The sequence below is a fragment of the Arthrobacter sp. OAP107 genome (genome assembly GCF_040546765.1).
Lineage (GTDB): Bacteria > Actinomycetota > Actinomycetes > Actinomycetales > Micrococcaceae > Arthrobacter.
Genome location: NZ_JBEPOK010000001.1, coordinates 3,099,182 through 3,125,873, shown reverse-complemented (window position 1 = coordinate 3,125,873; position 26,692 = coordinate 3,099,182). Strand labels below are relative to the sequence as shown.

At 60.6% G+C, this 26,692-nt stretch carries 30 protein-coding genes; 12 read left to right on the top strand and 18 right to left on the bottom strand.

Annotated elements, in window-relative coordinates; translation table 11 throughout:
- Window positions 1–207: 207 nt before the first annotated feature.
- Entirely contained in the window at window positions 208–426 is a 219-nt protein-coding gene (locus ABIE00_RS14335; RefSeq protein ID WP_354261323.1) for a hypothetical protein, read from the bottom strand.
- 75 nt (window positions 427–501) lie between these two features.
- Between ABIE00_RS14335 and ABIE00_RS14330 the strand changes: the two genes are divergently transcribed.
- The gene (locus ABIE00_RS14330; protein ID WP_354261321.1) at window positions 502–678 is read left to right on the top strand and encodes a hypothetical protein; all 177 of its coding nucleotides are present in this window, start codon (window positions 502–504) and stop codon (window positions 676–678) included.
- Window positions 679–687: 9 nt separating this feature from the next.
- Window positions 688–828 carry a hypothetical protein gene (locus tag ABIE00_RS14325; protein ID WP_354261319.1) on the top strand — a complete coding sequence of 47 codons (141 nt, stop codon included), beginning with the start codon at window positions 688–690 and terminating at the stop codon, window positions 826–828.
- 946 nt (window positions 829–1,774) lie between these two features.
- On the opposite strand, the gene ABIE00_RS14320 is transcribed toward ABIE00_RS14325, so the two are convergent.
- Window positions 1,775–2,377 carry a class I SAM-dependent methyltransferase gene (locus ABIE00_RS14320; RefSeq protein WP_354261317.1) on the bottom strand — a complete coding sequence of 201 codons (603 nt, stop codon included), beginning with the start codon at window positions 2,375–2,377 and terminating at the stop codon, window positions 1,775–1,777.
- 217 nt (window positions 2,378–2,594) lie between these two features.
- Between ABIE00_RS14320 and ABIE00_RS14315 the strand changes: the two genes are divergently transcribed.
- Window positions 2,595–3,422 (top strand): PH domain-containing protein, encoded by an 828-nt coding sequence (locus tag ABIE00_RS14315; protein WP_354261315.1) that lies wholly within the window; start codon window positions 2,595–2,597, stop codon window positions 3,420–3,422.
- Between the two features lie 91 nt (window positions 3,423–3,513).
- Here ABIE00_RS14315 and ABIE00_RS14310 read toward each other — a convergent pair whose 3' ends face one another.
- From ABIE00_RS14310 to ABIE00_RS14300, 3 genes are all read right to left on the bottom strand, one after another.
- Entirely contained in the window at window positions 3,514–4,668 is a 1,155-nt protein-coding gene (locus ABIE00_RS14310; protein ID WP_354261313.1) for a GIY-YIG nuclease family protein, read from the bottom strand.
- 201 nt (window positions 4,669–4,869) lie between these two features.
- The gene (locus tag ABIE00_RS14305; protein ID WP_354261311.1) at window positions 4,870–5,586 is read right to left on the bottom strand and encodes a hypothetical protein; all 717 of its coding nucleotides are present in this window, start codon (window positions 5,584–5,586) and stop codon (window positions 4,870–4,872) included.
- A gap of 4 nt (window positions 5,587–5,590) precedes the next feature.
- Complete coding sequence (locus ABIE00_RS14300) at window positions 5,591–5,851, bottom strand: hypothetical protein (protein ID WP_354261309.1); 261 nt, start codon at window positions 5,849–5,851, stop codon at window positions 5,591–5,593.
- A 402-nt stretch (window positions 5,852–6,253) separates the two neighbouring features.
- On the opposite strand from ABIE00_RS14300, the gene ABIE00_RS14295 reads away from it, so the two are divergent.
- From ABIE00_RS14295 to ABIE00_RS14280, 4 genes are all read left to right on the top strand, one after another.
- On the top strand, window positions 6,254–6,595 hold the full coding sequence (locus ABIE00_RS14295) for a hypothetical protein (protein ID WP_354261307.1): 342 nt from the start codon (window positions 6,254–6,256) through the stop codon (window positions 6,593–6,595).
- A 70-nt stretch (window positions 6,596–6,665) separates the two neighbouring features.
- Complete coding sequence (locus ABIE00_RS14290) at window positions 6,666–6,809, top strand: hypothetical protein (RefSeq protein ID WP_354261305.1); 144 nt, start codon at window positions 6,666–6,668, stop codon at window positions 6,807–6,809.
- Complete coding sequence (locus ABIE00_RS14285; RefSeq protein WP_354263364.1) at window positions 6,809–7,384, top strand: endonuclease VII domain-containing protein; 576 nt, start codon at window positions 6,809–6,811, stop codon at window positions 7,382–7,384. The genes ABIE00_RS14290 and ABIE00_RS14285 overlap by 1 nt, the downstream gene beginning before the upstream one ends.
- A gap of 112 nt (window positions 7,385–7,496) precedes the next feature.
- A complete protein-coding gene (locus ABIE00_RS14280) occupies window positions 7,497–8,027 on the top strand; it encodes a hypothetical protein (protein WP_354261303.1) in 531 nt (176 codons plus the stop codon).
- 401 nt (window positions 8,028–8,428) lie between these two features.
- On the opposite strand, the gene ABIE00_RS14275 is transcribed toward ABIE00_RS14280, so the two are convergent.
- On the bottom strand, window positions 8,429–9,919 hold the full coding sequence (locus tag ABIE00_RS14275; RefSeq protein WP_354261301.1) for a DUF6994 family protein: 1,491 nt from the start codon (window positions 9,917–9,919) through the stop codon (window positions 8,429–8,431).
- A 442-nt stretch (window positions 9,920–10,361) separates the two neighbouring features.
- Between ABIE00_RS14275 and ABIE00_RS14270 the strand changes: the two genes are divergently transcribed.
- Together ABIE00_RS14270 and ABIE00_RS14265 are read left to right on the top strand one after the other, a co-directional pair.
- Window positions 10,362–10,550 (top strand): hypothetical protein, encoded by a 189-nt coding sequence (locus ABIE00_RS14270; protein ID WP_354261299.1) that lies wholly within the window; start codon window positions 10,362–10,364, stop codon window positions 10,548–10,550.
- A gap of 65 nt (window positions 10,551–10,615) precedes the next feature.
- Window positions 10,616–10,798 carry a hypothetical protein gene (locus ABIE00_RS14265; RefSeq protein ID WP_354261297.1) on the top strand — a complete coding sequence of 61 codons (183 nt, stop codon included), beginning with the start codon at window positions 10,616–10,618 and terminating at the stop codon, window positions 10,796–10,798.
- Between the two features lie 350 nt (window positions 10,799–11,148).
- Here the strand turns inward: ABIE00_RS14265 and ABIE00_RS14260 are convergent, their stop codons facing one another.
- Together ABIE00_RS14260 and ABIE00_RS14255 are read right to left on the bottom strand one after the other, a co-directional pair.
- Window positions 11,149–13,248: a DUF6804 family protein gene (locus ABIE00_RS14260; RefSeq protein ID WP_354261295.1), complete on the bottom strand. Its 2,100-nt coding sequence runs from the start codon at window positions 13,246–13,248 to the stop codon at window positions 11,149–11,151.
- A gap of 997 nt (window positions 13,249–14,245) precedes the next feature.
- Window positions 14,246–14,407, bottom strand: a complete 162-nt coding sequence (locus tag ABIE00_RS14255; protein WP_354261293.1) for a hypothetical protein — start codon at window positions 14,405–14,407, stop codon at window positions 14,246–14,248.
- A gap of 847 nt (window positions 14,408–15,254) precedes the next feature.
- Between ABIE00_RS14255 and ABIE00_RS14250 the strand changes: the two genes are divergently transcribed.
- Window positions 15,255–15,773, top strand: coding sequence for a hypothetical protein (locus ABIE00_RS14250; protein ID WP_354261291.1), 519 nt, complete (start codon window positions 15,255–15,257; stop codon window positions 15,771–15,773).
- A gap of 740 nt (window positions 15,774–16,513) precedes the next feature.
- Here ABIE00_RS14250 and ABIE00_RS14245 read toward each other — a convergent pair.
- From ABIE00_RS14245 to ABIE00_RS14235, 3 genes are all read right to left on the bottom strand, one after another.
- The gene (locus tag ABIE00_RS14245; protein ID WP_354261289.1) at window positions 16,514–16,792 is read right to left on the bottom strand and encodes a hypothetical protein; all 279 of its coding nucleotides are present in this window, start codon (window positions 16,790–16,792) and stop codon (window positions 16,514–16,516) included.
- Window positions 16,793–17,332: 540 nt separating this feature from the next.
- A complete protein-coding gene (locus ABIE00_RS14240; RefSeq protein ID WP_354261287.1) occupies window positions 17,333–17,911 on the bottom strand; it encodes a hypothetical protein in 579 nt (192 codons plus the stop codon).
- Window positions 17,912–17,921: 10 nt separating this feature from the next.
- On the bottom strand, window positions 17,922–18,236 hold the full coding sequence (locus ABIE00_RS14235; protein WP_354261285.1) for a histone-like nucleoid-structuring protein Lsr2: 315 nt from the start codon (window positions 18,234–18,236) through the stop codon (window positions 17,922–17,924).
- A 662-nt stretch (window positions 18,237–18,898) separates the two neighbouring features.
- On the opposite strand from ABIE00_RS14235, the gene ABIE00_RS14230 reads away from it, so the two are divergent.
- On the top strand, window positions 18,899–19,183 hold the full coding sequence (locus ABIE00_RS14230; protein ID WP_354261283.1) for a hypothetical protein: 285 nt from the start codon (window positions 18,899–18,901) through the stop codon (window positions 19,181–19,183).
- A gap of 438 nt (window positions 19,184–19,621) precedes the next feature.
- Here the strand turns inward: ABIE00_RS14230 and ABIE00_RS14225 are convergent, their stop codons facing one another.
- The 5 genes from ABIE00_RS14225 to ABIE00_RS14205 form a co-directional block, all read right to left on the bottom strand.
- Window positions 19,622–20,647 carry a DUF4192 domain-containing protein gene (locus tag ABIE00_RS14225; RefSeq protein ID WP_354261281.1) on the bottom strand — a complete coding sequence of 342 codons (1,026 nt, stop codon included), beginning with the start codon at window positions 20,645–20,647 and terminating at the stop codon, window positions 19,622–19,624.
- A gap of 250 nt (window positions 20,648–20,897) precedes the next feature.
- On the bottom strand, window positions 20,898–21,902 hold the full coding sequence (locus ABIE00_RS14220; protein ID WP_354261279.1) for a DUF6545 domain-containing protein: 1,005 nt from the start codon (window positions 21,900–21,902) through the stop codon (window positions 20,898–20,900).
- On the bottom strand, window positions 21,902–22,330 hold the full coding sequence (locus tag ABIE00_RS14215) for a hypothetical protein (RefSeq protein ID WP_354261277.1): 429 nt from the start codon (window positions 22,328–22,330) through the stop codon (window positions 21,902–21,904). The genes ABIE00_RS14220 and ABIE00_RS14215 overlap by 1 nt, the downstream gene beginning before the upstream one ends.
- A gap of 40 nt (window positions 22,331–22,370) precedes the next feature.
- Window positions 22,371–23,264 carry an oxygenase MpaB family protein gene (locus tag ABIE00_RS14210; RefSeq protein ID WP_354261275.1) on the bottom strand — a complete coding sequence of 298 codons (894 nt, stop codon included), beginning with the start codon at window positions 23,262–23,264 and terminating at the stop codon, window positions 22,371–22,373.
- A gap of 126 nt (window positions 23,265–23,390) precedes the next feature.
- The gene (locus ABIE00_RS14205; protein ID WP_354261273.1) at window positions 23,391–23,903 is read right to left on the bottom strand and encodes an SRPBCC family protein; all 513 of its coding nucleotides are present in this window, start codon (window positions 23,901–23,903) and stop codon (window positions 23,391–23,393) included.
- Between the two features lie 678 nt (window positions 23,904–24,581).
- Here ABIE00_RS14205 and ABIE00_RS14200 point away from each other — a divergent pair.
- A complete protein-coding gene (locus ABIE00_RS14200; RefSeq protein ID WP_354261271.1) occupies window positions 24,582–24,830 on the top strand; it encodes a hypothetical protein in 249 nt (82 codons plus the stop codon).
- A gap of 417 nt (window positions 24,831–25,247) precedes the next feature.
- On the opposite strand, the gene ABIE00_RS14195 is transcribed toward ABIE00_RS14200, so the two are convergent.
- Together ABIE00_RS14195 and ABIE00_RS14190 are read right to left on the bottom strand one after the other, a co-directional pair.
- Window positions 25,248–25,487: a hypothetical protein gene (locus ABIE00_RS14195; protein ID WP_354261269.1), complete on the bottom strand. Its 240-nt coding sequence runs from the start codon at window positions 25,485–25,487 to the stop codon at window positions 25,248–25,250.
- 429 nt (window positions 25,488–25,916) lie between these two features.
- Window positions 25,917–26,606 (bottom strand): hypothetical protein, encoded by a 690-nt coding sequence (locus ABIE00_RS14190; RefSeq protein ID WP_354261267.1) that lies wholly within the window; start codon window positions 26,604–26,606, stop codon window positions 25,917–25,919.
- Between the last annotated feature and the right edge of the window lie 86 nt (window positions 26,607–26,692).

The window sequence follows — 26,692 nt, the reverse complement described above, 5'->3', positions numbered from 1 at the left end:
GTCTTGGCCTTAAAGGTAGCTGTGTCATGGGTGCAGTTGTTCGTCCTTGGGCTTCCTAGCCCGTGCTGGCTGCTTCAGCTCGGCTTCATACAGCCGGAGCAGCCTCCTGCAGTTATCTCACGCTTCCCACTCTCAGTTCTTCTCTGCCACAAAGGAGGCCCGGTCGGGTCATCCGGCCGGGGCTAATTTTTTTTTGCTGGGCAAAGTCTATTGGGAGGTCAGGTGGCGTGGTCTGGTCGTGGATGTCTTCACTACACCCGTGACCTCGGGGAGCTTCAGGTTCGACAAGCGGATAACCGCCTCTGGAGTTTCGCGCCCGCGTTCCTTGTCCAGGGCAACGCGGAGCTGGGCGGAACGGATACCGCGGCGGATCTTAATCGCCTGGGCCTCACGGGCCGAGACTTTGGAACGGGTGACTCTAGCCAAGGTCGGCCTCCTTCGTGGCTTCATTTTCACCCGTTTCCAGACCGTCGTCCAGATCTGCTGGCATAAGATGACCGCATGGCTGAACCCGAACAGATCAGCATCCGCAACAGCGTGCCGAGCATCGTCGCCAATGAGGCATACAGCCCGGACTGGAAGCGCACCCAGGACGTCATGGTGGTCAACACGGCCGGCGGCACCTCGACGCACCTGGCACTCAACTCGGCACTGGCCATGACCCTGTGCGGCCAGTAGACAGGCTCTGTGGCCCGCGCGTGGTTCCTCCTGAGTGGCTGCAAGAAGTGTTCAAAGGCGGCGATCAAGCAGGGCATCGCCACGATCACAGATACCGACGGCGCACTCATTGACCTGGCCACCAGCACTGAAGCCGATGTTCCCTCATGACACCGCGGCAGCGCCGCGCCTGGCCGAAGTTGAGGGTTCCTGCGCCTCTGCTACATGACGCTGGATTCTCCGCTTGAGCCCGACGGGGTGTACCACTCCACACACCGTCCTCAGTGATGCTCCCACTCATCGCAGCGAACATCCAAGGGGTGATTCCCGTCGGATCACCGCCGGCCCTCACAAACTCGGCACGCTTCTTACGGGCGCGGTTGAAGTGATGGGGGAGATACAGACCCAGTCCGAGGCCGCAGCCGAGCACGAAGAACAGGATTGAGATAATGCCGATTGGATGACGGTCGGTAAGGAACACGTACCCAACCGCAGCCGCCACGCCGAACAGGAGGGCCCAGAACAGAGTCCAGAGTCCGGCCCAGAACCGGAGACTTCCGTTACTGGGACGCTGGTTGGGATCGTTGTTGCGCTGCAGGCCAGGAGGCTTTCCCTTGGAACCCGAGTGGTAAGTCTGCTTCACATGAGAAGTCTAAACGGGCGTGCAAAGACTGAAGTGCAGGCAACGAGGCGATTGAGGTGGACTTCCGGTAGACCAGCAGGGAGCCTCGTTTTTTAAGGACCGGACCCCGGCTGACGTACCGCAGGTCGCGGAGAAACTTCGCGCTCACCTCGAAACCGACCGACCCGCTCAGGTAAACCGCGGGCTCCTTCGAGCTCATTTCCATGTCCCCGGCATCCAATTCGGATTACATGACCTTCCCTCTGACGTTCTACCGTTCCAGGTCGGGAAATCTTTTCGAGCGAGGCCCTACAGCGTCCGTGGTGGCGCTGTGGTTGTTGCGTCTGGATACGACGCGCGGTCCTTTGCAGGAATATAGGCACCCTTGTGGCGGCCGGGTCTACTGGGCCGGACGGCTGCCACGATAACCATTGCGATGATTACCGCTGTCACGGCAGCTAAAACGATCAGGAAGCTACTGTCCATGCTGACACTCTAGAGGTGGAGTCTGGCGGCGATGGCCGCGTGTGGTCGCTTGCCTGGATCCCGGCGCGTCTCAACGCTGCACACCTCAAATCCCGCTTCTCTGAGTATGTGTCGCATCTGCGAGACGGACCAGTAGTAGGCCGGCGCGACTGCATGCTCAAAAGGCCGGGCAGCAGCGCCCTCGAAAAACCCAATAAGCAGATGTCCTCCCCGGGTCAAAGCGCGGGCGATCCCCGAGAGGACCGCGGGCAGATCGTCGGGATGAACGTGGATCAGGGAGTACCAGGCGAGCACCCCGTGCAGGGAGCCCTCCGGCACGCCAAGGTCCCGCAGCGAGGCGACACGGTATGGCACGCCTGGGAAGTGTTCCCGGGCTCTGTCGATGAACTCCGGGACCAGGTCAACGCCCTGCACTTCCACGCCGCGTCGGTGCAGAAAATCAGTCCAGTGGCCGGGACCGCAACCAGCGTCGATCACCGGGCCCTCGATATGTTCGGCCCATCGTTTGATGCAGAGCCGGTCGAGCTTGTGCATGTCTTTAACGGAGCCGAAAAGGGTGGTGTACTCGGCAGCGCGTGCCCCATAGGCTGCCCGCACGTTGTCATCAGTCACGCCCGCGAGCCTACTGGAAGGATGGCTTAGCGCTCTCGTCCCAAAACGGACGGGCCCCAACGCTCGGACCGGTAAGAATCCAGCTGCTCTTTACTGACGCGGTTTCGGGCGATCGGTGAGGCCAACGCTCTTATTGTGGGCTACTCGCTCCGCCAGCCCCCACGCGGTACGTGCGCCCAAACGCGATTTCCGGCATTCGGCAGGCTACAGTTCTGGCATGGCGACGATTTCCCGGACAGTTGAATGGACCCTGCTTACCGACCACGAGACAGCCCTAAAGGTGCTCCCTCCAGCTGTTGAGCAAGCGAAATTCAAAGTTAAGTCTCTGAACCCGGATGAGATTGCTGTAGACGTTCCGCAGGCGCTGCTGAGCAATCAGTGGGCTGCAAAGATTACCGGGTCAATCGTTCCTGATGCTGACAAGACGCACATCGAGTGGCGTGTCGAAGGCCTCGGCAACAAGCACTACAAGCACCTGATCAAAATTTCCGAAGGGCTTCCGGAGGGCATGCTGGACGATCATGGGGTTCAGGCCGCGGCTAGCCAGGTAGCGTTGCGCATTTTTGGCCGGAAAGAAATTGCCCACCTCGCCAACGTTCTGGACCGTGGCGAAACCGTACAGGCCATTGGAGTGGGCAGGCTGGAGAACAAGGCAGGGATAGTTGCTGCCACGGACCGCCGCCTGCTTTTCCTCGAAAAAAGCATCGGATCAGAGGACCTCACTTCCTTTTCGCTCGGCGCTATCCAGGCCGTCGATCTGAAGAAAGTGATCGGAGGGGAAACCCTGACGATCAACCACTCCGGGACAAAAGCATCGGTCACTGCCCTCGGACATGGGCAGGGCGACTCGCTCGCCAAGGCGATTCGCAATGCCCAGACTACGTCCGCACATCAACCGACGGCGCCGGATCCTGCTCCGGTTACTGCTCCCGCGGACGATTTCATCGCTCAGCTCGAACGCCTCGGTGAACTCCACGCAAAAGGAATCCTCAACGACGAAGAGTTCCAAGCACAGAAAGCCATCCTCCTGTCCAAGCAAGGGTGAGGTGGCGCTAGGCGCTCGGTAAAGCCAACACCTGCGGCCGGCGGATCGAGCTTGGGGGTGCACTAATTGTGCTTCTGGGATTCCGCGAGCATCACGCCGTTTCAGGTCCTAGGGTGAGCCCGAGCCGATATTCTTCGGCCTCTGCCTCGTCGACCCAGTCAACCAATTCCACGTCGTGTTTGCGCAGTACCGACAGGACCTCATCGGGACGCACTCGGAAGAATTCCTTGCGACGGTTTACTCGGTTCACTCTCCGGTCATCGAAGTGGCCGTGCAGCATGGTCTCGATGCTCACAGCGTCCGCAGAGAAGAACAGGGCATGCACGTCATATCTGTACGGGACTGCCGCGCTGCTGAGTTCCCGGATACGGTCCAAGGGGTCCAGCCTCCTGGTAAGGCCGATCTTGATGACATCAGGTCCAAACGCGCCCACGTTGGAGATGACGTAGACGTAGCCTGCTCGGATATTCGCGGCGCGGAAGTCGATCTCTTTCAGCTCTTCTTCGAGTGCGAGTATCTGCAACTCCACGCGCGCAATACCTGCCTTGTCCCCTTGCGCCTCCAACGCCACCATCACGTTGTAATAGTGATCGAGCTCTTTCTGCAGCTTCTCCCGCTCTGCTTCAAGCTCTCGCTGTGCCTGGGCTTCCTCCCTCAGCTCCGCCCGGCGCTCACGCTCTTCTTCCTTTTCTCGGAGCACAGCGTTCCGATGATCCTCCAGGAGCTTAAGTTCGTCCGTGCGCAGATGGAGGTATTGGGCGCCCAAGTTCGCCCCCAGTTCCCAGCCGATATTGTTGAGCTTGTTCCAGGTTTTGTTCAGCCGGCTTTGGGCATCGCGGAAGCTGCCAGTTTTCCGGGTTGCTTCAATCTCCATTTGAAGATTCAGGAGTGACAAAAGGAGGGGGCCAATGCTCGCCGCAAATTTCTTTGGCATTTCGACAATTGAGCCGTCTTTCGAGGTCATCCACATGGCGCGCTCTGACACTGCGGCGCGGCTACGGATAAGCGATTTCGCCTCAGCCCGGAGAACCTTGATCTCACTCATGATGGACTCCGACTTGTCCGCAATCGTTTTGTACTCGCGGAACTCAAGTGCCTCGGGCAGATTATCGGTCGGAACGGCCCCCACGGCTTCCTCCAAGCCCAGCAGAACCTCCTTGGCTGCATCTATCTCATCTACCAGCTTGGCGAGTTCAACCTTCCGAGCGTCCCGTTCTGCGTCATCGACAACGTTCCTAAGACGCAATTCCCACTGACTTCCGTCCCACCATTGGACGAGGTCAACTAGATGCGGATAACTCGGGCACGGATACCAGCCCGGTGGTCGAGACGAATCCATGGTGCCCCCTTAGTTGGCGCCTGAGTGCGCACGAGACGAGACTACCAACCACCGGCTCCTCGTCGCAGTGCGAACGAGAAGTATCCCCGCGAGGATCACTTACACAATTCAAGAGCGGCATCGGTGACCGGGCTCATGTCGATCTTCAGACCGGAAAACAGATGTGTGTGGCGCCCAGATCGGATCAATGTCCGGATAGTTGCCGTGATCCTTGGCTGTGCCATTGGCTGCGTAGGTCTTGCCATCCGGAGCATCGGCGGTGGCCACCTTGAGCGGGCGGCCAGCTACCGTGATGTCCTCACAATGGACAACGACGTAAGAAACTGTCAGCGGCCACTTATCGCCGAAAGCGGTGCTGACAAGAAGACCTTGATCATCGGCTATCTCTGACGGCACCTCGACCTTGGCGGGTGCCTGGGCAGCTGCTGGTGCATAGCCTGCGCAGGTTCCGTCCTGTGGTTTGCCCAGGGTGACCGCAGGAAAGCTGACGACGACGTAGCCGGCGTTCCCGCCAAGCTTCTCCGGGCCGCCTCCCGGGGCCCAGGTGCGGTCGACGCAGATCTCGGATTCGTCAACGACGACGCCTTTGAACGTCATGCCCTTCCAGATGGGCGCATTAGGCAGTTCAGCCTTGACCGCGGCCTCGGCCTCGGTCACCCGCTCGGCATCCGTCAGCGTGCTGACCGGAGCTGCTGCCGTGGACGGCGTAGAAGTCGACGGTGTCGGAGCCTCCTGAGCTGTCGGAGAAGAAGGCGCCGCGCAGCCGGCGAAGAGCAGCCCGGCAAAGACGATGCTGGCCGGTGCTGTGTACCGGGAAGTCCTCACGGATTCACATCTCCGTCAGCGTTATCTCCGTCGGTGTCGTCGTTCGCTGGGGGAGTCTCCAGCTGTTCCATCGCCAGCAACTTCTTTCATGCCTGGCGGCCGCGACGTCTTTGAGCTTGTTGATGCCCAGCTTCCCGAGGTAAATAGTCCCGACGACGGCGAGGGCGCCGACAGCGCCCAGACCGGTGCCTTTGCCGAGGCCGTCTTGAAAACCGTCCTGGCTCCCCTTGTAATACACGGCCCCATAAATAGAGCTTCCCGACATGTTCCCCCCTGGTTGATTCGTGAATGAAGTTGAGCATATCGGCCCCGGTGAGCGGGGAGAATCGAGTACCGGGTACTCGTGCGCTTCAACCCGCAGTGACTTGTACTTATTTGTACTAGAGCGCTGCCCGCATGCCGCTGCGAACATCATGTGATCCAGTGGATGGGGGAATCGAATATGAAGCAGTATCGCCCATCTCAGAGACCTTGCTGTGACCCCTACGCATCGGGGTGCAGTGGGAAGACAACTTGAAGGAGAACGGTCAGTATGACCCCTCGCGAAGCGCAAGCCCCCGGCTTCCGGGTTGGGAAGCCCGTCCCCGAGCCGACGCAGTACGAAGCTGGAGGGCGGTTGAAGCCGCGGCCATGGCCTGTTGGTGGTCCGAGTGAGAGCTACGGGAAAGTGGACTTTGATGACAGCGAGGGAAAGGCCGTCCTCACCGTCTACGTAGAGCGCGAGCCCGATGAAGGTTACGTCCTGCACGTCGAGCACCTAGCCGCGCCGCTGCGGGTGAATGGTACGCTCCTTCGCCTGAGCCCGGCGCCTCACGTTGATAGGGACGCCGCGGACTTCCGCCGGATCACCGCTGCCCGGACGGCTGCCACTAAGGCCCAGGCCGAGCTCGACGCCGCCGTCAGCGCCGCCCGCGCGAACGGAGACTCCTGGGAGGTTATCGGTGCCGCCCTCGGCACGTCCGCTCGAACTGCGCGGGAGCGGTTCGGAAACACACCGGGACGACCGTGAGGTCGGCTGTCGATGAGGTCACGCACGTCTCGCGTCTCCACGCAACACCCGCAAGTAGGAGATAGCCACGATGGCAACAGATACGATCGCACCAGCCGTTACGACCGGGGAAGGCGCGACGGAGGAAACCGTTCAGCAGAAGAAGAACCGCATCGACAAGGCCGCGTCACGCGACCACGGCGGCATCGGCATTCCCGAGGATGGTGAAGCGTGATGATGTCGCTCACCAAGGCTAAGGCCGTCGCCAAGAATCCCACCGCCTACGACGTGGAAGAACTGCACGACGCGCTGACCACCATCCTCGATTCCGACCGGCTCACGGAGCAGCAGGTCACCAACCTTCAGGCGAAGATTGACCCCGTCATGCGGTGCCGCATGCCCGGCATCACCCCCATCGGGGGCGAAGCCATCGACAACCCCCGTCAGCGCTGCCTCAGGTGCGACTACGACCGGCCCGTTGCACTGTTCCGCGCTGCCACCGGCTGGCGCACCACGTGCTCGATCTGCATTAAGGACCAGCACAGGGACGCCATGCTCTGGCGCACGTACGGCATCGGCCTCGCCACATACGAGCGGATGCGGCGGGAGCAGGCGTTCTGCTGCGCCATCTGCTGCAAGCACTGTCCCGACTTCTGGGGAGCGAACTCACTGCACGTGGACCACGACCACGTCACAGGGAAGGTGCGGGGGCTGCTGTGCAAGCAGTGCAACGCAGGACTGGGCATGTTCGGGGATAGCGCGAGGGTCATTGAGTGGGCCATCGCCTACCTGAACGCTGCCCAGCAATAGACCGGGCGCAGGCGGGGTCTCTTGGTTGGTAGCCGCCCCGTCTGCCCCCTTAATCCAATGGCTACCAAGTGTGTCCACCGTGAACCGCCATCAGAATGTGGGGATTCTAATCATGTCCGAACCAACGGAGCCATTTCCGCCGCAGCCGCCCGTCAATTACGAGCAGAACAAGCAGCCATCGCTGCAGGCACGGAAGCGCGGGGTCCCCGTGTGGGCGTGGATGCTCATGACATTGACCTCGGTGGCGTTGGTTGTGGCTGTGATCGGCATCTCAGTAATGGTCGGCGCTGGTTCGGTGACTCCTGCCGCGCAGACATCGAAGAACGAAACGGCATGCAAACTTTTCGAGGACGGCGTTAACCAACTCACGGACGCCTACCAATTGGCGTTAACTGACGGGCCACTCGCCAAGGACGCCATAATCGCGGCGCATGACATGCTTCCATCCAGGACCAGGGACGCCGAGGACAAAGCGGAGGGCGACGTTGCCGTGGCCATCCGCCAAGCACGCGAGCTCGCCCCCACCCCTGGGATCTTCACAGCGGATGAAACTGACGTGGCGTTCTTCATGTCTCAAGAGATCGTCGCGGAGAAATGCAAGGCCGATGGGGCAACCATCGACATACATAGGTTGCACAAGTAGCCGGTCGACCTACACAATTTCTCACTAAATAGCCCACACAGAGACAGCAAGGGGGCGTCTCCCTCTCGGTTTTGGCTGCCCTCATGAGCAAAGCCCAAGCTCACGTCACGCGACAGTTGGCGGCACCAAACGTGGACCATGAACCGCATCCAAAGCCTCAGCTTGTCATAATCTCCGTTGTCGGTGTTCCAAAATGGCCGGGGGAGGGGCCCGAAAAAAGGGGACGGTTTCACCTGCGGAATAGGGTGCTACGGCATCGATACCCGCGACGTCGGGGCGGACGCCGCTAGCGCCGAGGCGATTCAACGGGCCGCCCGCCTAGCCAGTCAAGAGGCACATTGTCGATGAATGAATCAGGAACAAAGTGTGCCTGCCCTCCTGCGCGCGAATTTCGTTTGGCGCTACTGGCGAACCTCGATCTCGGGGTGGTTCTCCTTGACCCATTTGGCCATCCGATGGTTCCGTCTTGCGATGAATTCCAGCGTGGCTTCCCGGTACGTTACGTACTCGTCTTTCGTGGCCGGCATCCCGGAACGCTTGAAGTTGTCAAAGGGCAGGTAGAACCGAACCTCGTGGTAGTCGGGCGTCACGAGGTCTTGCAGGTGGAAGAAGTCCACGAACTCCACGAACCCATCGAATAGCTCGAAGAAGTCCGCGTAGGCGTTGATGACACTGGCGAGGGGGCTCTCTGGCTCTCCTGCGTAGTGACGCCGGATGCACTCAAGGGTGAGGTCCATGCGGTCGGCGATGAGCGACCTGAGCCCCCTCGCCTGGTTCATCGTGGGTTTGTCCTTCTTCCTGACGGGCCAGATCATCGCACTGCCGATGGTGTACGGCGGGTTCAGGTAGCGGGCCTGCTCGTCCTGGCTCAGCCCGGCGATAGCGTCGGCCAGAGACCTCGTACGTGACCTGCCGGTATAGGAGCTGGTGATGGCATCGCTGCCGTACCAATGCCTCGCCCCGGAGGTGTCAGTGAATATGAGGTAACCCTCCCGACGATCCGATGGCGCGGTCGGGGCGAAAAGGACGCCAGAGCACAACTCCTTGGTCCACAGCAGTTCGTGGTCCGCCCGAAGCCTCGGACTGCCACTGTCCGGCTCGGGATTGGCCCTAGCAGGGATGTCGGTCTTGTAGTCGAATGAGGTATCGAAGACCCGCCTGTTGGAATTGTATGCGCGCGCCAAGTTTTCTTCTTCGCTGCTGCGGGTTCTCATGTAAACCCAAATAGCATGGTCAAGTACTCGCGGATCCACCCCGTAGTGCCCGGCGGCAGCCTTTGCGAGTTGTTCGGTGTAAGTGCTCGACACCTCCTCTCGGCCGATGGCTTCGGCGACGAAACGGCGTACCCACGTATCAGCCTTGACGTCCGGCTCGCCCACTAACATGGTGAAATACGCGAACGTGACCTTGCCCAGGCCAGGCACGGACCTGTAGGCCGACTTCAGACGCTCGAACCTGACCTGTTGCTCCGGAGTCCTCCTCGCACCAAACTCAGCCACGGGAATGTCCGCCGCCTGCTCTACACCCTCCGCATTGAGACGCTTTGCTGCCTCGACTACAGCAGTAGCCTTCGAGGCTCCCCCTGTGACCTGACGGTTCTTTAGCACCTCGCCAAGCTCGGTCGGGTCGAACCCAGCCAGGCGCGTCAGCGAATTCGGCCTGTCATCATCAACGAACTCCTTGTATCGGCGCACCGCTGCCCGTACACCAGTGTTCGCTGACCCGTAACGCGCCCTGATTGACAGTACGGCGTCCAAAAGTGCTGCCTCGATCTGGCCCGGCCACCCGCCCGGCCACTCGGGCCAGCCCGGCGGCACCTTCTCATCGATGTACGCGATCAACTTGCCCAAGTCTTCGACGTACTCGGGTTCCGTTTGCACGGATTCACTCATAGTCTTGCCCCCCGGCCTATGGTCGCCGCCGGCGGCAGCGGCACCACCCGTATCTTGTCACGCACAATTTCGCCAGAACAGCTCTTGCTTGGATTGACCTTCGCCTTGCCAGCGATTTGACGCCGATAATTGTGGCCCCAGGTTGTCCTCTCCACGCGGCCTCCTCACCCTACGGGTTTTGATACTGAAGACCAGATAGGCCGAAGAGGGGCGGTCCACCAGGACCGCCCCTCTTCTTATTCCGGCTGCTCGCCCGGGAGTCGCCCGTCAGGGAACGGCGACGGCGTATCCAAGGCCGCCCGCTCCATCAGGGTGGCCGAGGGCCTCACCGTGCAGAAAGCAGACGAAGCGAACATCCGCGACGTGCTGAAAATCCACAAGGTGCCGATCACGGCCGCCAACGTGGCCGCAGTTCGGGCCATCCTGAAAGAGGCGAAATAGAATGTGGGACCGATCAGCAACGTGGGGTGACTTGCGGAAATTCCACGAGTCCCGGAAGGGCCAGCCGGGCGTGTCCTCGCTGGACTGGATCGCACTGGGCACTGTGGTGGACGAGGGCCAGCCGGACAGTGCCCCGCTGTTTCCCAAGGCCGCGGCAGAAGACAAGGGAGAAGGCCAGACTGATGGCTGACATGACGCCGGAGCAGAGGCAACAGCGGAAGAACGAGCTCCTCGCCGAGCTCGGGGAGATTCACTATGCGTGGGTTTCGGACCCACCAAGACAACATAGATTTTCAGCCGGAGCGGGACTCGAACCCCGACGACGGCGAGACCTCGGACTACAACCTCCACGCGCTGGACCGGTCCGCGACCGCCGACCAAGAGGCCGACTTCGCCCGGCGCACCCAGCACATCCTCGACGAGCTCGCCACGCTTTGATCCCACATACGGAGCGGTCTGACTGAGAGCATATCTGCATGACGAAGGTGCCAGACATCGTAAGTGTGGGAAGGGAGTCAGTATGTAGTGGCCGAAGAAACGGTTGAGTGTATCGTCAAGGCTCTGGGCAAGGGGACTATAAGGACCGCCCGCTGAGATCGCTGGGCTGGTCACCCGCCGCTATCCGCCACGGGGCGAGGCCGAGCGGATGAAGAGGTACTACGAGAACCACCACGAGGCGGCCATCGAGACCGACCCCAACGCCTTTCTCCACTGTCGGCGATACCTGGCGCGAGCACTCTTCATGCGGAGGACCGGCGCAACAACTTATCGACGCCATCTATGCAATGTCAGCGGCGGCTGGAACGTCGCTGATAAACAACAGCGCTTGCAAGCTCTTCATAGTCTTGGTCGAATCCACCCGCGATCAGGACATCGCCGTTGGCGAGTAGCGTGGCCGTGTGTTCCGTTCGGCCTTCAATGCCCGTAACGTCTGACCAGGTGCCCGACACAGGGTCGAACAGTTCGGCACCGCTAACGCTCTCGTATTCCGAATCGGATTGTGCAGCCCACGTTCCACCTGAGACCAGGACGGTGCCATCGGGAAGGAGGGTGGCATCACCGCCTGCACGATAGACGGCCATGCTGGCCATCATTGACCAGCTTCCGGTAGCCGGGTCATACATTTCAGCGGTCTCATAGCCGCCGCCGGTTACCAGGACTTTGCCATTAGGCAGCAGGACGGCGGTGGGCGTTGTACGCTCGTCCGCCATGCTTGCCCTCGGTGACCACGTTTTGGTCGCTGGATCATAGAGTTCAACGCTGCGATGGACTTCAAACTCGTAATCGGTACCGAATGAGTCATCACCGACTGCACCGCCACACACCAGCACTGTGCCATCGCGCAGCAGGATCGCTGCGTGACCCGAGCGGGGTACCGACATGTTCCCGGTCGGGGTCAGCTTTCCTGTTGTCGGGTCGTAAATCTCGGCGCTGCGGCTGGTATCTGAGCCGCCGGCAATGAGGACTGTGCCGTCTCGAAGCAGGGTCGCGGTGTGGCGCCAGCGGTCTACCGCCATCGTCGCGGTCAACGTCCACGTTCCCGTGGCCTCGTCGTAAATCTCTGTCCTGCTAGCGCCGCTGCCACCCGCAACAAAGACTGTGCCATTGGGCAGCAAAGTGGCCGTGTGGAGGTAGCGGTCGCAGGTCATGCTGGCCGTGGTTTTCCACGTTCCAATTGAAGGATCGTACAGTTCTGCCGTGTCGCTCGATCCTCCGACAATGAGGACGCGGCCTGTGGGCAGGAGCGTGCCTGTGTGCCCCATGCGGGCGATACTCATGCTCGTGACGGGCGCCGTCTCTTGGAGGGTGGCAGCACGCGGCTTGTTGGCATCGTGCCAGGTTTGATACTCGTCATGGAACCCGTTCACAAAGTTTCTATACGGTGTGTGCCCGTGACCAACCACGGGTTCTGAGGGAAAGTGAAGGTCCCATACTTCGTCATTATCAAATCGGATCGTCATAACTGATTGGCGCACTTTGACGGCGGTGAAAAGATCGACGCCGCGGAAGCTGACACCCGGGATCGTGGCAAAGGCGACCTTTTTGATCGAGTCGAATTTCATGATTCTGTCACCAGGCAGCGGCCCTCCGCTTGCAGCAAGGCTCTGAACTGTAAAAAGGCCGATCTTGTCTCCCGTACACGCTACAAGACCGTCATGCTGCTCCGTGTTTCCCCGAATCATGAAGCTGCAAAAGAGCGAACTGCCGCCGGCCATTACTTGGAATCCCCGCTTCAGGAGATCCAGTGGCGCGCCTGCCTCACTCGAATCGGGTGCAACATAATAGAGCTTCGAAAATGCTGCATCATCGGCCATTTTTTGGATCTGCAAAGCTTCCATGACGCTCCCCGCTGAATCTCCAATTTCAGAGCCGCGCATCGAGGACGACCCCGAAGGCTTCAAAGCCCGATTGGCCTCATACGAGACCCCCTGTTGCGGGGAGGTTGATCTCGGTTCAGGCACGTCCGGCGTTACCCGTTGCCCGGTCGACAGAGCAGGTTTCGAAGCGCGCAGCTTGACCCCGGCGACCCAAAACAGAACAAACCCTGCCAAGTCGAACGGGGCCCAGAAGCTCCGTGTGGCGTAGACCGGGATAAGTGGGTTGAACAGGAGGGCAATGGCAACGAAGACCACAACCCACGGCGTCCTCTTGAGCGCGCTGGCAACTACCGACATCCAGATCGCCATTGCAGTCACGGCCCACCGCAGGACTACATAAAACTCGTATTGGGCGCCACCTGCAACGGCCAGCATCAGGAACACCGCTCCGATAGCGGCTGGCACCGCGGCCGGATGGACGGTGATGAGAGGGACGCCGTTCAACTCCTCCTCAGTGAATCCCGGGGCTGCGGGCCAGCGGTCGGTCGAGTACTGAGTCGGGTCGTACATGTGAAGCCCCCAATCTTTGAAGCCCCGGTTCCCGGCAGAACCGGCATGGCAAAACCCTAGCTGTCCGCGATGCCCCTGACACTAGGGGATCGCTTTGATGACCTGGCCTCAAACCGGTCCGCGCTGGTCCCCAGCACCTCAAGGCTCTTAATGAAATTGCTCAGCTTCTGGGCGAATCGTGGCCATTTTGAGGCCACGCCTGGGCATCGCTGCATAGCCAAGCCCACTTTTGGCCCAAAGCCGGGTGCTTAGTGACCAAGAAGCGGGCCGATTATGGCCCTGCCACTGCGTTATGGGCAGCTGTGGGCGGATCATGGCCGGAAGCCGGGCCTGTTGTGACCAGAATCCGGCCAGCCGCTGAATCAGGGGCCAACGCGGCCCGAATCCAACGGATCCTCTGCTCTGATGGATCATTTCCTGCCTACGCCAGGCCATCGCTGGACATCTCTGGCCAAAATCCGGTCACACATGGGCGCCAGCTTGCAGCTTTCGGGCTGCTCCTTTTTTGCCGCCGGCGCTCTTCGGGCGCCATGCAGAGGCAGATGCACGGTGCCTGAAAAGCGCCGGGGGCGGGGGCGGGTGGCGATGCACTGGCCCATTGCCCCAGTGCCTTCCAAGTGGTTCCCCAGTCCGGTTACCTCGAGCTGGCCAAGACTCGCGAAGGGAGATGCAGAGCTCTTTGCCAGCTCGTGGTAACCGTGTTTGGGAGGGGCGCGGAACCACCTGGCAGGCCAAGGATGAAGGGGTGTAGGGCGGGGCGAAACAGGATGTAAGGCCAGTCAGATGACAGCCGCCACCCACCCCCTTTGAAGACTCGCTGGCTAGGCCCGGGAAGAGCTCCTAGAGTGACGTTGCAGCGACCCTGTGGCGACCTGGCGGCCATTTGTGCAAGCAGCTCTTGCACGAATCTGAAGCCGGCCGCCGGCGGCCTCCTGGAGAACAGTGTGACAGCACCGCCGGCGACGCTGGGGCAGCCCTGGGGGAGTAGCTGCACTGTTCACGGGCCGGTGCCTGAGACAGGATCCGCTGCCCTGCGAAGCAGCTGTGCAGCGACGATGTCGCGGCCGCCGAAGCGGCCATGCAGCGACCTCCGAAGCAGTGCCATGAAGGCGTCCGGAGCAGCCCCTGCGGGACGGTAAGCCAGTGGTGCCACAGACATGGGTAGGACTGCTGCGCAGCCCCCTCGGAGCCGACTCCAGGGACGGCTTCGTTCCTCAGCAGTCCCCTCCGCCGCCACCTCGTATGGAACCGTTCCGGCTTCGCCTCCACGGCCTGTTGCCATGACAGAAGAAGGGGCCAGAACGGTGTCCACTCCTTCGTCGCAGACCCCTTGCCGCTGCTTCGCAGCACGCTTTCCACCGGGTGCCACGCACTAGAGATCCCGGTGGAAAGCCAACAGCCCAAAAACGCGGGAAAATAGCCACTCTTCACCCCGACCTTCCACCAGTGGAAACCGAAAACGGTCGGGGTGAACGGAAGCAGTGGAAGCTATTTTCCCGCGCCACGGCAACAGAAATCCCCTCAGTCTTCCGCTAAAGCTCCAGACGTGAGGGAGAAAGAGAAAGGGCATAAGGGGGGATGGCACCTCGCTGCGCTCGGTGGTCGGCACAGCCGACATCCCTTCGGTCGCTTCGCTCCCTCACCCTCCGCTGCGCTCCGGGCCCCTTACTGCGTTCGCTGGCGCTCTCTTGCCCCACCAACGCTTCGCGTCGTTGGGGTGCCCCTGGAGCCATCGCTTCGCGAGTGGCTCCAGCTCCACGCCGGCCTGCCGGCCGTCGGACAGGGACGCCTGTGACGGTGTCCCAGGCGTCCCTGAGAAGAGCAGAGCGAACGCCCCGCGGCCCCTGGCGACAAGTGCTGTGGAGGTTGCCGTGGGACGCCGGTCGGCTGCCGCCGACCCGGGGGCTGTTGCAGAGTCGTGGCACGTTCCGCGGCCCCATCCATCGACAGTCACCTGGAACTTCAGAGGGCTGTCTCATCCATTCACCAAAGGAGGTGCTTCGACCATGGGCAGCAACCGAAATTTCAGCCGGCGCGAGAATTGCAAGGCACCGGCAACGGTTCCTGCTGTCCCGGACCTGGGACGGCTCACCCTGCCCCGCAAAACGAACAAGGCAGCAGCGAAGACCGTCGCTTCCGGGGACGTGCTGTGGGACAAACGCAAAGTAGCCGGCAAGGCCCGCAAGCGGGCTCTGGAAACGCAGGCGCGCAGGATCTCTCAGCTGGGAGTGCACAGTCTGAGCCGGCGCCAGAAGAAGTGGATCGGAAACCATCTGTCAGCCTGGTCCTGGGACGCGTCAACCGGCGCGCTGCAAGCGCCCACCAAGGCTACCCAGCGGCAGCTCGACGAGCTGGTGGAAGTGGCCCGTCTTCCGTACGTTCAGCGCGCTCTGGTGAAGGTCCAGGGAGTGAGCCTGGAGCAGATCGTGTACGTGGCAGAACGAGCGGCGAAGACCGCACTGTTCGTCCTCGTGGACCCGGTGAGGAAGAGTCAGCAGACCATCCGCGTAGCCCACGTCCGGTGAAGATCCAGCGCCGGTGGCTTCATGGGTCAGCACTTCTTCCTGGCCGGTCACGCCGACGGACCCGACCATAAATCATTTTCTAAATGATTTCCGTAAATAGTGACGCAAGGATTTATGCCGATGGATTGGACCAAAAACTACGAGCAGCTGATGCTCCTTGACGGCCGTCAGCCTTACGGATGTTCCTTCCGGCAGTGCAGCCACATCGCTCTGAACACCTTCGGTATGTTGCTCCACCATGGTTTTGGGGTCCACACATGCACCACCGAACACCTTCCCGAAAGGCGGCAAAGCCTGAGCGCCGTCCCAGCGAAACCCAGGAAGAATCCCTGTGCGCAGGCAGCGGACGGATCAGTCGTTAGCGGTCCCCGCCAGGCTGGTCCTTCTTTGCTCGATTCTGCAAAGCGCTGATGAGGAATGTTGCTCCCATCGTGAGGAATGCGATCCAAGCGACGTTCCCCAAAATCACCATCACCAGGGCCAAAACGAGGAAGACGATACCGAGCGGGAGGAATGCCGCGCTCCCGGGTTTGCCGGCACGGTTATCTGGCTTTGACGTGGACTTCCTGTCACCGTTCATCTACGCGACGCTACCAATAAGAAAGGAGGTCCAGTGATGGGCAAGAAGAAGCCCAACCCTCATCGCCGGGCTAATCCTGAGCTGGCGGCCGCCATGCGCGAGTTACGCCGAAGCGTCTCTACGAGACCGGCCAGGAGATGCCCGGTGTGCTGGATCTCGTTCAGGAGATCGTCACCGGCCCCATGGACATCATCACAAAGAAGAGCATCCCGCGTAACCGGGCACAGCCTGGCGCCGGCGATGGATCGAATTTACCGCGCTGGTGTCCGGGCTGTGTCTTTTGGGCACTGCTTTCATCCTGACGAAATCTACGTTGTGGCATGAATACGAAGAGCCCGTTGCCGAGGGTGGCGACGGCAGCTACGAGTGCTTCTTGAACAGGCGTACCGCCCTCGACGCCGCGCTGAAAGAGTTCGGTCCGGGGAAAATTAACCAACAAGTGGGTCGTTTACACGAAGGGCATAAAAGATGTCTCCGGACCTTTCACCTGATACGGGGTTTGAGGAACTGGAGGGAATGCTGCACCTCTGACTTACATACAGCTCATAGATCCCAGGGCTGAGGCTCTTGGTGTATGTTGAACCAGCCTCGGTGTTACCCAGATAATCGTCCCATGGAGGACTGGCTCCCACGGGCTTGAGGTAAGCAGAGGTGAACCTGTCATTCTGTGGTGCCCAAGTCCCCGTGAATGAAATCGTCACAAGTGACGTACTGCTGACGGAAAACACTTGAGTGGAAGATGCACTCGCGTTTTCCGCTAGCTGACTACCCGGAGCCGATGTGTCGGACCAATTTACTCGACACTTGACAGCTCCCGTAAGAGACAAGCCTCCATCGGGTTCATCAATATGTGTAACGGAAAGAGTTCCGGAAGCATCGTGATTGATTTAGTTTGTGGCTATGTAGTTTCAGCCGCTTATACACTCAAAACAGCCGGTGCCTACCGGATGTCTCACTACCTCCTGGTCGGTATCGGTCTTTAGGTTGGCGGGCCGTGTTGCTTCAGAAATTTCTTCCAGATCGACATGCAGCTGTTAGCCAGTTCCAGAGCATCCCTTTTCTCGGCGCCGCTCGTGCTCGTAATCTCGATCGTCACCTGTCCCTTCGGCTGGGTAACGACCGAAACCACGCGGGCACTTACCTTGCCGGGACTGAGGGTGTGATGCTTCGACGTATTCGCCATCGCGTTGCACACCTTCAAATCTGGCTCAGTGCGTAGCAATACTCCGATATCCGCGCTTTCCACGCTTATCTCGCGGTCTTCCACTAGCCAGTCTTTCAGGTGCCAGCAATGAATGAAGAACTCCTTGACCGTGGATGTCGCTATCTGATTGTCCGTAAGTGAGTCATATATGCCCTTGAGCTTTTCATAGGATCGCTCGACCACACCCCACTGTTCCAGCCAAGACTTCTGAGGCCCATAACCAACCTCGGCTGTCGCAACGTCCAGAATTCCCACTCCTGATAGATCCAGAGTGGCCGAGGCGTGGCCGCAGACCGGACACGGACCCGCGTTGTCACTAGGAAACTCGGAATTACAGTTGAGGCACTGGCTCATCACGCATCCTTTAGCTGTGGGCGGCCTGGTATTTCTCGACGATATCGGCCTGGATACGGCCGCGAGTATTCACCTGGAGCCGGTTATCGATCGCCCACAAACGCACGGCCTTAGCGTCAACATCGGACGCAGTTGCTTTGCGGCCTACTGGTCGTCCGCGGCCCCCGGAAGTCTTGCGGGCAACGTTGGTGTAGCGGCTCAAAGAGCTGCGAAGTTCGTTTGCGTGTTCGCTATTGAGGTCAATCTCATATTCCGTGCCGTCGACGGAGAAGTTTAGGGTCTCGCTGGCGGTGATGCATGCGTGGCCGGTGCCATATATTTGCATAGGCTGTTCTCTGGCGCGGGACAGTCCTGCCGGGGCCCATCGACCGAGCCGTGCCCCCTCTGATAACCCGCAACCTGCTTTTTCATCGAAACAAGCCCACTAGCTAGCAGCCGCGCGTAGGCAGGGCCTGATTAAGAGCGCCCACAGCTCACGGATACGCGGGGAGGTGGTGAGGTCGGCCCAGGACCCACGTGACCAATGGATTCAAGCCCACAGATGCAGCGCCTCCGCCCTCAGGGGGCAATTCTGACCAGCTAGTCCTGGAGGTCTCCTTTGCGATCACCCATCTGTCTTAGAGGCATGTACGGGCGAACGATCGGCAGTGTGTCTCGTAGTCCTGCCGTCGCCATGCCTAAGCAAGATGGCTGATCCAAGACGCTTTTCGCTGGGCAATTGATGGCGCCGCCTGACGCTGGTCAGGAGGCGCCAATGAAGTCCGGGGGACAGGGGCTAACGCCTTCAGTACCGGCGGGTCATCAGGTCGCGGATATACCTAGCGTCCGTCTGCGACGTCGCCACCGCCGTGGGCTACCACGGTTCAGCCATCGAGTTGGTGTGCCGGCCCGGATTTGGGCGCCGTGGAACAGCCAGTGTGCCCGCTGAGCTCACTGCCTATGACGGGTTCTGTGAGTGGATTCGAATATATGTTCTATAATTGGTGCGTGATAAAGCATGGTTCGCCGGACGACATTGAGCGGATGATGGCTCGTATGGACGCCGACAAGACCCGGCCGATTGATGACCCAGCCCCTGTCCGCGACTTTCCGAAGTATGGTCGCCCACTTGTCTACGTGGGCGGCATCTACGGTAAGGCGGTGGCCTGGACTCACACGTACGGCCCGATTGAATGGCTGGATCCGTCCGGCAAGTACCACATGGGTTGGGCGCACTCATCGAGCATCAAGAGGCTGTCGCCGGAAGAGTGGAAAGGCAGCAGCCGACTCTAGGGCCCCCACGACACCGGGTCTGCCTGGTGTCTCGGCACTTCCTATGCAGCTCTTGAGGCTCGCACTAGGGCTCACCCACCTCCGTCAGTAACTTTCACTGGGGCCAACTGCAGCCTTATCCTTGGTGAGATCCCGCTGTCTGCGCTTTCCCCTCGGGGCGGCAAGATCCCGGCGGCCGCAGCTGTGCACTTGCAGACCTTGGCCCGATCGTCCTCATAGTGCGACCGGACGCCAGCGTGCTCAGGGCCTCGCTAGTGATGGTGCTGTGGGTGTCGCCTCCCTGGCTGGAGGCAGTGCTGGACGGGGCCTGAGCCTACTCTGCCTCGCCGTGACCGCCCTGCTGCTCGAGCCCGAGCTAGGTGTGATTTCCTCCTTCCGGCTGTCAGTCCTGGCGACGATGCGGTTCATAGTGGTGGGAAGCAGCCGAAAAAAGCCACGTCAGGCTTCTAGCCCCGGATCTCGATATGCCGTGCCTTTGTTCATGTTCCAGCCGGCTACCACTCCCGAGCCGATCATGATGTCACTGACTCTCGCTAAGTGGTATGCGGGGTCGGCCTCGAGGGCGAGCTGGAGGAACTGGTGTGCCTTGCTGCCGCGGCCTTCCCACCAATTGATGAAGGCTACTGCGGTGAGGATAGGCGCCGAGTGCTTGGTGCTGCTGTGCGTGTAGGCATGGAGCAGGAGTTGCTGTGCCCATTCGACTCGGGACCACTCCGGCTTGTCGTGCGTTTGGGCGAGGAGGATTCGGTCCATGCGTTCGTCGATCCCTGGGATGTCAGCCATCAGTCTGTCTCGGATCACCGGGAACTGGAGATCCGCAATGAAGTTCACGATTTCGTCCCGGCTGGGATAGCTTGTCGACTCCAGCATGTCCGTCCAGCGTGCCCTTGCCTGCTCGAGCGCGTCGCCGACCTTCAGATTGCCGAGTGCCTTCAGGCGGTCCTGGACAGCGTCAGCGGTATCGGTTTCCTTGGTCGAAGCCGGCAAGGTAATACGGTTGGTCGGTTCGATCGTGCTGCCGCGGTAGACGAATTCAGCATTGATTTGGCTAGACTGCGTTGCGGCCAGAGGGAGGGACGGGCCGTTGGCACCGCCGTCGTACTGACAAACTGTCTCGTCTCCTACCAAGAGTCCATCACGGATGGACATTCCACGTTCGGCGAGGGCGCCTGTCAGCGCGGCGATAGTTGCCGCATGCGGCCTGACCTCGCTGGCCTCCTCCGCCTGGGAGGTGTAGACGGCAAAAAGCACGCTGGAAGCGTTGGTGTCGTGGGCCAGATACCCGGCGACGGTCTGTGCATAGCTGATCTCGGTGCCCGGTTTGGGCAGGTCAACGCGAAGCGTAGCCCCTATCCTGTTGTCGGACATGGTGATGCAGACGAGGCTTTCCTGGGGCCAAAACCCTAGTGTGTGGCCAACAAAGCTGAGAACGTCGGCGGGGGTGTGGATGGTGAGCTCTTCCATGGTCCTTCTCCTTCATCGGCCGGCGGACAGCGGGGGCGCCCGTCAGATTTATGGCGTCGTTCTGATAGGGAATCCACCGATGGGAGTAGAGGCCCGGAGCGTAGTTTTGGCGCGCAGAGCCCCGGGCGCGCGGAGGTCCCGCCCAGCGATGATGGGTATCAGAATGACAAAAAGCAAAGATGCTTTGCCCATTCATCGATTTTTTTGGGCCGGGCCGCATGACAAATCGGCGTCGTAGGCCCCGCGGGGCTTATTGCGTCAGTTGCGCTCCGGACCGCCTCTCGAGTGCATGCTCGGCGCGTTCGACGACGGACCGATCGTGGGCGCCCAGGCGCCCGGAAGCTGCGGGGCTGGCCAGTTCACAATCACGTATTTCGACGAGACGCCGGTGAAGCTGTGTTTCTGCGTGGCGGCAGAAGAATATGCGACGCCTAACAGGTCGGTGCTCGAGGACCAGGTCATGCTCGCCGGAGGCTACGCGGTTCCATATGGGCCCGATCTCCAAGAGCAACAGCCTGACACGCAGTCCGAAGGGGCCGTATTTGAGATGACTTGCCAGGCGGGGGAGAAGCAGCCCGAGGCTGACAAGGAGAACAGCGGATGTTTCGCCGATCCAATACAGGCTGGTGAGGACGGCTGCAGTCGGGCTGTCGGTGCCCTCGACGCTCACCACGGCGCCGTAGAGCAAACGGTCGAGCAGGACCAGAGCAAACAGCATGCAGCCGGCAGCGATGAGGATGAAAGCTGAGCGGAACGCGGGTGCGTGCATGTGTGGGATGTTGCTGCGGCACACGCGGGCTATATCGAGGCAAATCCAGGTGATGAATGCCGAGCCCGTCCAGAGGAACACTGCCATTCCAGGCTGGTCGCCGTAAGTCAGCGGGAGGTTCGGATCGGTCACATCGACGCGGCTTGCGAGAAATCCTGCCGTTACCGCCATGCAAGCAGCGCCCGCCGCCCACCGGCCCAAGGCGAGTTGCCGCCGTCGTACTTCCAGGTCGGTTACAGCGGCCAGCAAAATGGCAGTCCTGAACTGCCAAAATCCCAGGAGCAGAGACAAAAGAGTAGCCAGCCCGACGCGGTTGTGACCGCCGAGCAGAGGATCGACGCCGTAATACACGGCGGGAATATAAAGCGTGCAGGCGATCGCGGCCAGAATAGTCGCACGGAAAACGCTCCCACGGTCAGGATCGAAGGCTGCCGGCAGCCTGAGGACAGTCAGGATCCAGAGGGCGGCCGCCGGGACGATCTCCATCAGCCGAACACGCGGCGGAAGGCCAGCGGCTCGGGTGTCGTGCCGACTTCATTGTTGATGATGCGGGTTGCGAGCTGGTCCGCGAGGGCCTCTGCAGTGAGTTCGGCGTCGTCGGTGTAGCTGCTGCGGCCGAGCGCGCGGAGTACGTTTACGCCGAGGTCTGGCAGGAACGCGAGGACCAGCTCTTCATCCGATATCTCGAGATCGTGACGGAGGATCATGTGGCTGAACTCGTGCAGGATGATTTGTTGCCGGTGCCAGATGGATTTCACTGGCGCATGGAGCACGATGTCATGGCCTTCGCAGATGAGCCACACGCCACACAATTCCGATCCCGCCAGGCCGGGGAGTTCATCGATGGTGATGGGCCTGCTTCGTTGCATCTCCAGTTTTTCCTGGATGAAATGGAGCGAGGTGTCACCCGGCAAGCCGAAGCTGTGCTCCGCCCTGCGCGCTAGTTTCCGGGCTTCACGATAGTTCATTGCTTCTGCAGGCGGGGGAGGGCGGAATATTGATCGGGCCGATCTGGCCCAGGGAATACCCGCTCGGGTACAAAGAGCGGCCGGCCTTGCCGGGTGTGAAATGAGGCTTCTGTTTCAATGGCCGACGGCGGTGGATGGCGTTGCGAATCGCAAGCCCGCCTTTGAGAGTGGTGCGGGAAATCCGGGTGGCGCGGGGGAGGCCGAGCGCTGAGACCAGGCGGCTGTCGTCGAGCATTGCGCTGATGATTTGCCCGGCGAGCGGGCGCAGAGGGCGCGGCAGTCGGCCTTGGAAAACCTGGACGGTGGCGTCCATCAATTGCTGGCCCTCGGGGGACGGTGCGACGTGCGCGGCCTCGTAACGGTCGAAAAATTGCGCGGCCTCCGCATATGTGCCGGGCATGGAGTCGATGTTCATCCTGGACCCCAGCTCGGTGAAGAAGCGCGAGGCGGCGGCGAGTTCTGCTGTTGTTGGCTGGCGCCAGGCATGCTGCTGGGTCCATCGGATCGGCACAACCAGCAGGGTGAGGAGGACGTAGAGGAAATCGTCCTTGCTGCCGGGGACATTGCGGTGCACGTGGTTGAGCAGGCTGATCATTTCGCGGCCGCGGTCGCTGTCCAAACCGCTGGCGACGAGCTCGTAGATGACGATCGCGGTGTCGTAGGAGCGCTTCATGGGGCGCTGCTGGATTTCGCCGTTGGTGTGGAGAGTGGCAGCGATGCTCGGGATGGCGAAGTTGCGGTAGTACGAGAGGAAGAAGCCCAGTTCCATATCCGCTGCCAGGTCGAAGAGAACCATCCTGCGGAAGGTGGCTTCCCAGTCCTCTGGGTCGGCGGTTTCCTGCCGATGGAGGCTATCGGCGAGGCTCGCGTGGATGCTCAATATCCCCCCGTTCTAAGTGCCTGAAAGTCCGCGCTGGAACATGGGGTGCGGCGGCTCCCCAGCTCGGCTGACCTTGTTCCATGGTAGGACTGTTGTATTCGTGTGGCTAGTCAAATGTAGACGGGTCTACTTAGCACTGGTGGGAGTTTGGTTTGCCAGCGCTTTCATCAACCCTTTTTCGCCTTGGCGCATCATCAGGGCATGAGCTGCAGTGAAAGCAGGTGCCGCGATCGGCGTCAGGAAGTTCATCCAGCGCTGCGTCGCGCGGACCCGCCATTCGATGTCCATGCGCGTTTCTTGGCCTTGCTTCTCGGGGAGGAGCGTTACCCGGCCAGTGCCCTGCAGGTGTCCGCCGGCGTCGAAGTCGATTTCCTTTGGTGCGATGACTTCCGTGGGGCGGATGCTGATGGTGAGGGTGTAACCCAGGGACGCCTTGAAGTTGAGGTAGGCGGTGGTTGCCTTGAGGATGTCCTCTTGGGAGTTGCTCCTTGCCTCGGTTCGACTGAGCGGTGCGGCGAAGCTGCAGTGCGGCCACCACCGAGGCCAGCTCATGTCGATGTCCGCAATTATCGCCCACACTTGCTCGGTTGGCGCGGGGAGGTGCCAGGTGGAACTGAGGTCGAAGAGGCGCGGTGGCATGTCGCTATTTTGGCATGCCTGCTCACGGCAGGTCTGGCCAAGGGGAGCAATATCAACGGCTGCCGTTTGTGGGCCCGCTGGAGGCCTGAGGCCGAGAGCCTCTCTGACCGCGCATTCGTCTACTTTGGGGCACGGCCAGCGGGCGATTTATGGGGCAGGGCAAACGCCTATCGAGAGATCAGTATTTGCGCGAATTTCTATCGCCAGCGAGGGGCCCGAGAGCGTCGCGCTGGAGGACCGGCTTATGCGACTGAGATTCCAATCCAAAGTCCGCTGCACTTCAGGCTGCGAACTTACGGCGAAGCTGCCGCTGCCACAGAGCGAAAAGTGTCAGGCTGAGGTCTATGGGCGTCACGAGTCGTCGTCAAAGAAGGAAGAATTGGGACCTATTCCGACTGGCGCGAGTCAGCGAACCTGACGCCCAGTTGGGTCTTTCGGACTTGGGCGCCGCTGGCTGTGCGGGAGTAAATCAGGTGACAGGTCGACGAGGTGTCGGGGGCGTCCAATGGGTGCGGTGCCTTGTAGCCGCGCACTTCGGCACCTGTCGGCGGTGTAGCAGTTCCGGTCGTGCCCTCAGCCCTCCTGCCCGGATTTTCAAAAGCCGTGCACGGAGAGTCAAGTCAACCAGAAGCCCGGGAATTTAGTGTTGTAATCCAACTCACTACAGGGACTGGGATTGTGGACAACACAGCTGACCTTCTTCTGCTCAACGGCGTTATCGACACCCTGCACCACGAATACCCCACCGTCACGTCACTAGCCGTGAAAGACGGGAAGGTCCTCGCCGTCGGTTCGTCTGCCGAGGCTGCAGTCGGACCGAGCACTGAGGTCGTCGATCTGGGCGGCGCCTATGTCATGCCCGGGCTGCCGGACGTGCATGACCACCACATACTCGCGGGGCAGATGGACCTTTTCGAACTTAATTAGGCGCCCAGCAAATCGCTTGACGAGCTTCTCACCGCCGTCGCTGAGTACTCGAAGACTCTGGGCCCGGACGAGTGGGTGATCGGCGGAAGCTGGGGTTCCGGTCTCCTGTCCGAACTCAACTCCGTGGAAAAACGAGCTCGTTCACTTGGGTGACAGTCCGATCCGATTCAACGACCCGGACCTAGAAGCTGCGAGCCGGCGTTTCAGACTCAGGGTCTTCTAAATGGCTTTCTCCGCGTACTGCTGCGGCGACGCCTCTTGGTCCGTCCTGCCCGCCTGAGCGGGAAGTCATACCTCGATTAGGTGGACTAATCGGCCTATTCACGCTGGCGCGACGAGGCCGTGGCAGGACTTCCTCGGGAAGGCCAGAGCGGGAGGAAACCGATCGACGGTCCCCCTCAGACGCTGCGCCTCTCACTAGCTGTCAGGGAAGCCTCCCGCCATGTCCATGCCTGCTTCCATTTCGCTACTATCCTCCTGGGACACCGGGCCCACCATTGTGGCGGTTCCCTGCGTGCCGATAATCGCCCTAGCGGTCAGGGCCCGTGATACGTTGACCTCAAGCGGGTCCGGCTTGACGATGGCCTTGCCGTGGAAACGGAAGAGCGAATTGTTAAACCGGATCTGCACGTTTCCCAGGCCCGGTGCGGGCACCATCAGGTCCGTGTTGCCCGCGAAGGATCGGACGCTGACGCTGGGGCGCGGAATTCTTGCCGGGTCCGGTGTCGGGAAGACGAATACGCCAAACGGGGTACAGGTGCCAGTGCCCGGTTTCCCGCCGCCGACCACTATCTTGGTGTTAGCCCCGGGGGGTGCACTGAGACCGGCACGAGTCGCCGGCGCGGGTCCTCGACGTTCGGGACGGCATCTTGGTAGCCCAGCCCGCGTTGATCTCCCAGAGTCACTCTTCCCTGCGGGATGCCAGCCTGGGCGAGCATACACTCCAGGCACCCAGCGACCGTTGTCATTCGACGAGGCGCGCTAAACGTTTTCAGGCCGACATGACGGCCGGGGTAAAGTCGCAGCTGCGCTGCGGCGCAGCAGACTGATGAATTCGTATTCTTTATTGGCGAACGGTGGTTTCCCCTACGGCTCGTTCAACCCCTGATCCCACCACTTCAAGCGCTCCTGTGCATTCGTGGCGGCCATTAGCCCTTCTGCCTTGGTGCGCCAAAATGCCTGGTCTCCGCGACGACTGTTCCTGATCGGCTTCGAATGAGTTGCCACGTCGCTTACGAGTACAGCCAGCGCTTTGAAGGATCGATAGGCCTTCGCTCGCTGGGGGTTCCCTTCCACGGGTGTCGATCTCCACTCCGTGCCATCGCCGTTACGCGTCCTTAGCGATTTGTCCGCTTCGATCGATTCGCGCAGGCACTGTAATCCCTCACGAAAGTATGCGAGATTCTTGAGATCTTGCGGACCAAGATCGCGCTCAACTATGAGTTTCACGATGAGTGATTCATAATTGCCTTCCACCGCGGCGGCTCTTTTGAGAAGGTCGTCGCGATCTTTTGCCTGCTCAGGTTCGAGTAGAGCACCTTTTGGCTGCAGATCCTCCCATATTTTCCAGACGGCGAAGAATTCTCCGTACAGTCCGTAGAACCGTTCGAGCGCTGCGAGGCTTAGCTCGCTTTCCTTCTTTCGGCGATCCCAAAAGGCCGTTACTCGGGAAGTGACCAGCCACCCCAACGCAAGCAGGATAAGTCCCGTGAATGCGTTTGGAATGGCCTTCGCAGTTTCGTCTCGCACGAGACTGACCCATGCATCCCATGTCATGGTTTCCCCTTTGATAAAAGACGGCGACGCCTAGGTAGAACGATTGTCGTCCTGTCAGCAGGAGAAGGGAATCCCCGTGATTTTTC

What these genes read in the sequence shown, in the direction of transcription:
- ABIE00_RS14330 (WP_354261321.1), top strand. Translation starts at nt 502, where the DNA reads ATGGCTGAACCCGAACAGATCAGCATCCGCAACAGCGTGCCGAGCATC.
- ABIE00_RS14315 (WP_354261315.1), top strand. Translation starts at nt 2,595, where the DNA reads ATGGCGACGATTTCCCGGACAGTTGAATGGACCCTGCTTACCGACCAC.
- ABIE00_RS14300 (WP_354261309.1), bottom strand. Translation starts at nt 5,851, where the DNA reads ATGTCGGGAAGCTCTATTTATGGGGCCGTGTATTACAAGGGGAGCCAG.
- ABIE00_RS14290 (WP_354261305.1), top strand. Translation starts at nt 6,666, where the DNA reads ATGGCAACAGATACGATCGCACCAGCCGTTACGACCGGGGAAGGCGCG.
- ABIE00_RS14285 (WP_354263364.1), top strand. Translation starts at nt 6,809, where the DNA reads ATGATGTCGCTCACCAAGGCTAAGGCCGTCGCCAAGAATCCCACCGCC.
- ABIE00_RS14280 (WP_354261303.1), top strand. Translation starts at nt 7,497, where the DNA reads ATGTCCGAACCAACGGAGCCATTTCCGCCGCAGCCGCCCGTCAATTAC.
- ABIE00_RS14275 (WP_354261301.1), bottom strand. Translation starts at nt 9,919, where the DNA reads ATGAGTGAATCCGTGCAAACGGAACCCGAGTACGTCGAAGACTTGGGC.
- ABIE00_RS14270 (WP_354261299.1), top strand. Translation starts at nt 10,362, where the DNA reads ATGTGGGACCGATCAGCAACGTGGGGTGACTTGCGGAAATTCCACGAG.
- ABIE00_RS14265 (WP_354261297.1), top strand. Translation starts at nt 10,616, where the DNA reads ATGCGTGGGTTTCGGACCCACCAAGACAACATAGATTTTCAGCCGGAG.
- ABIE00_RS14260 (WP_354261295.1), bottom strand. Translation starts at nt 13,248, where the DNA reads ATGTACGACCCGACTCAGTACTCGACCGACCGCTGGCCCGCAGCCCCG.
- ABIE00_RS14255 (WP_354261293.1), bottom strand. Translation starts at nt 14,407, where the DNA reads ATGTCTGTGGCACCACTGGCTTACCGTCCCGCAGGGGCTGCTCCGGAC.
- ABIE00_RS14250 (WP_354261291.1), top strand. Translation starts at nt 15,255, where the DNA reads ATGGGCAGCAACCGAAATTTCAGCCGGCGCGAGAATTGCAAGGCACCG.
- ABIE00_RS14240 (WP_354261287.1), bottom strand. Translation starts at nt 17,911, where the DNA reads ATGAGCCAGTGCCTCAACTGTAATTCCGAGTTTCCTAGTGACAACGCG.
- ABIE00_RS14235 (WP_354261285.1), bottom strand. Translation starts at nt 18,236, where the DNA reads ATGCAAATATATGGCACCGGCCACGCATGCATCACCGCCAGCGAGACC.
- ABIE00_RS14225 (WP_354261281.1), bottom strand. Translation starts at nt 20,647, where the DNA reads ATGGAAGAGCTCACCATCCACACCCCCGCCGACGTTCTCAGCTTTGTT.
- ABIE00_RS14220 (WP_354261279.1), bottom strand. Translation starts at nt 21,902, where the DNA reads ATGGAGATCGTCCCGGCGGCCGCCCTCTGGATCCTGACTGTCCTCAGG.
- ABIE00_RS14205 (WP_354261273.1), bottom strand. Translation starts at nt 23,903, where the DNA reads ATGCCACCGCGCCTCTTCGACCTCAGTTCCACCTGGCACCTCCCCGCG.
- ABIE00_RS14195 (WP_354261269.1), bottom strand. Translation starts at nt 25,487, where the DNA reads ATGGTGCCCGCACCGGGCCTGGGAAACGTGCAGATCCGGTTTAACAAT.
- ABIE00_RS14190 (WP_354261267.1), bottom strand. Translation starts at nt 26,606, where the DNA reads ATGACATGGGATGCATGGGTCAGTCTCGTGCGAGACGAAACTGCGAAG.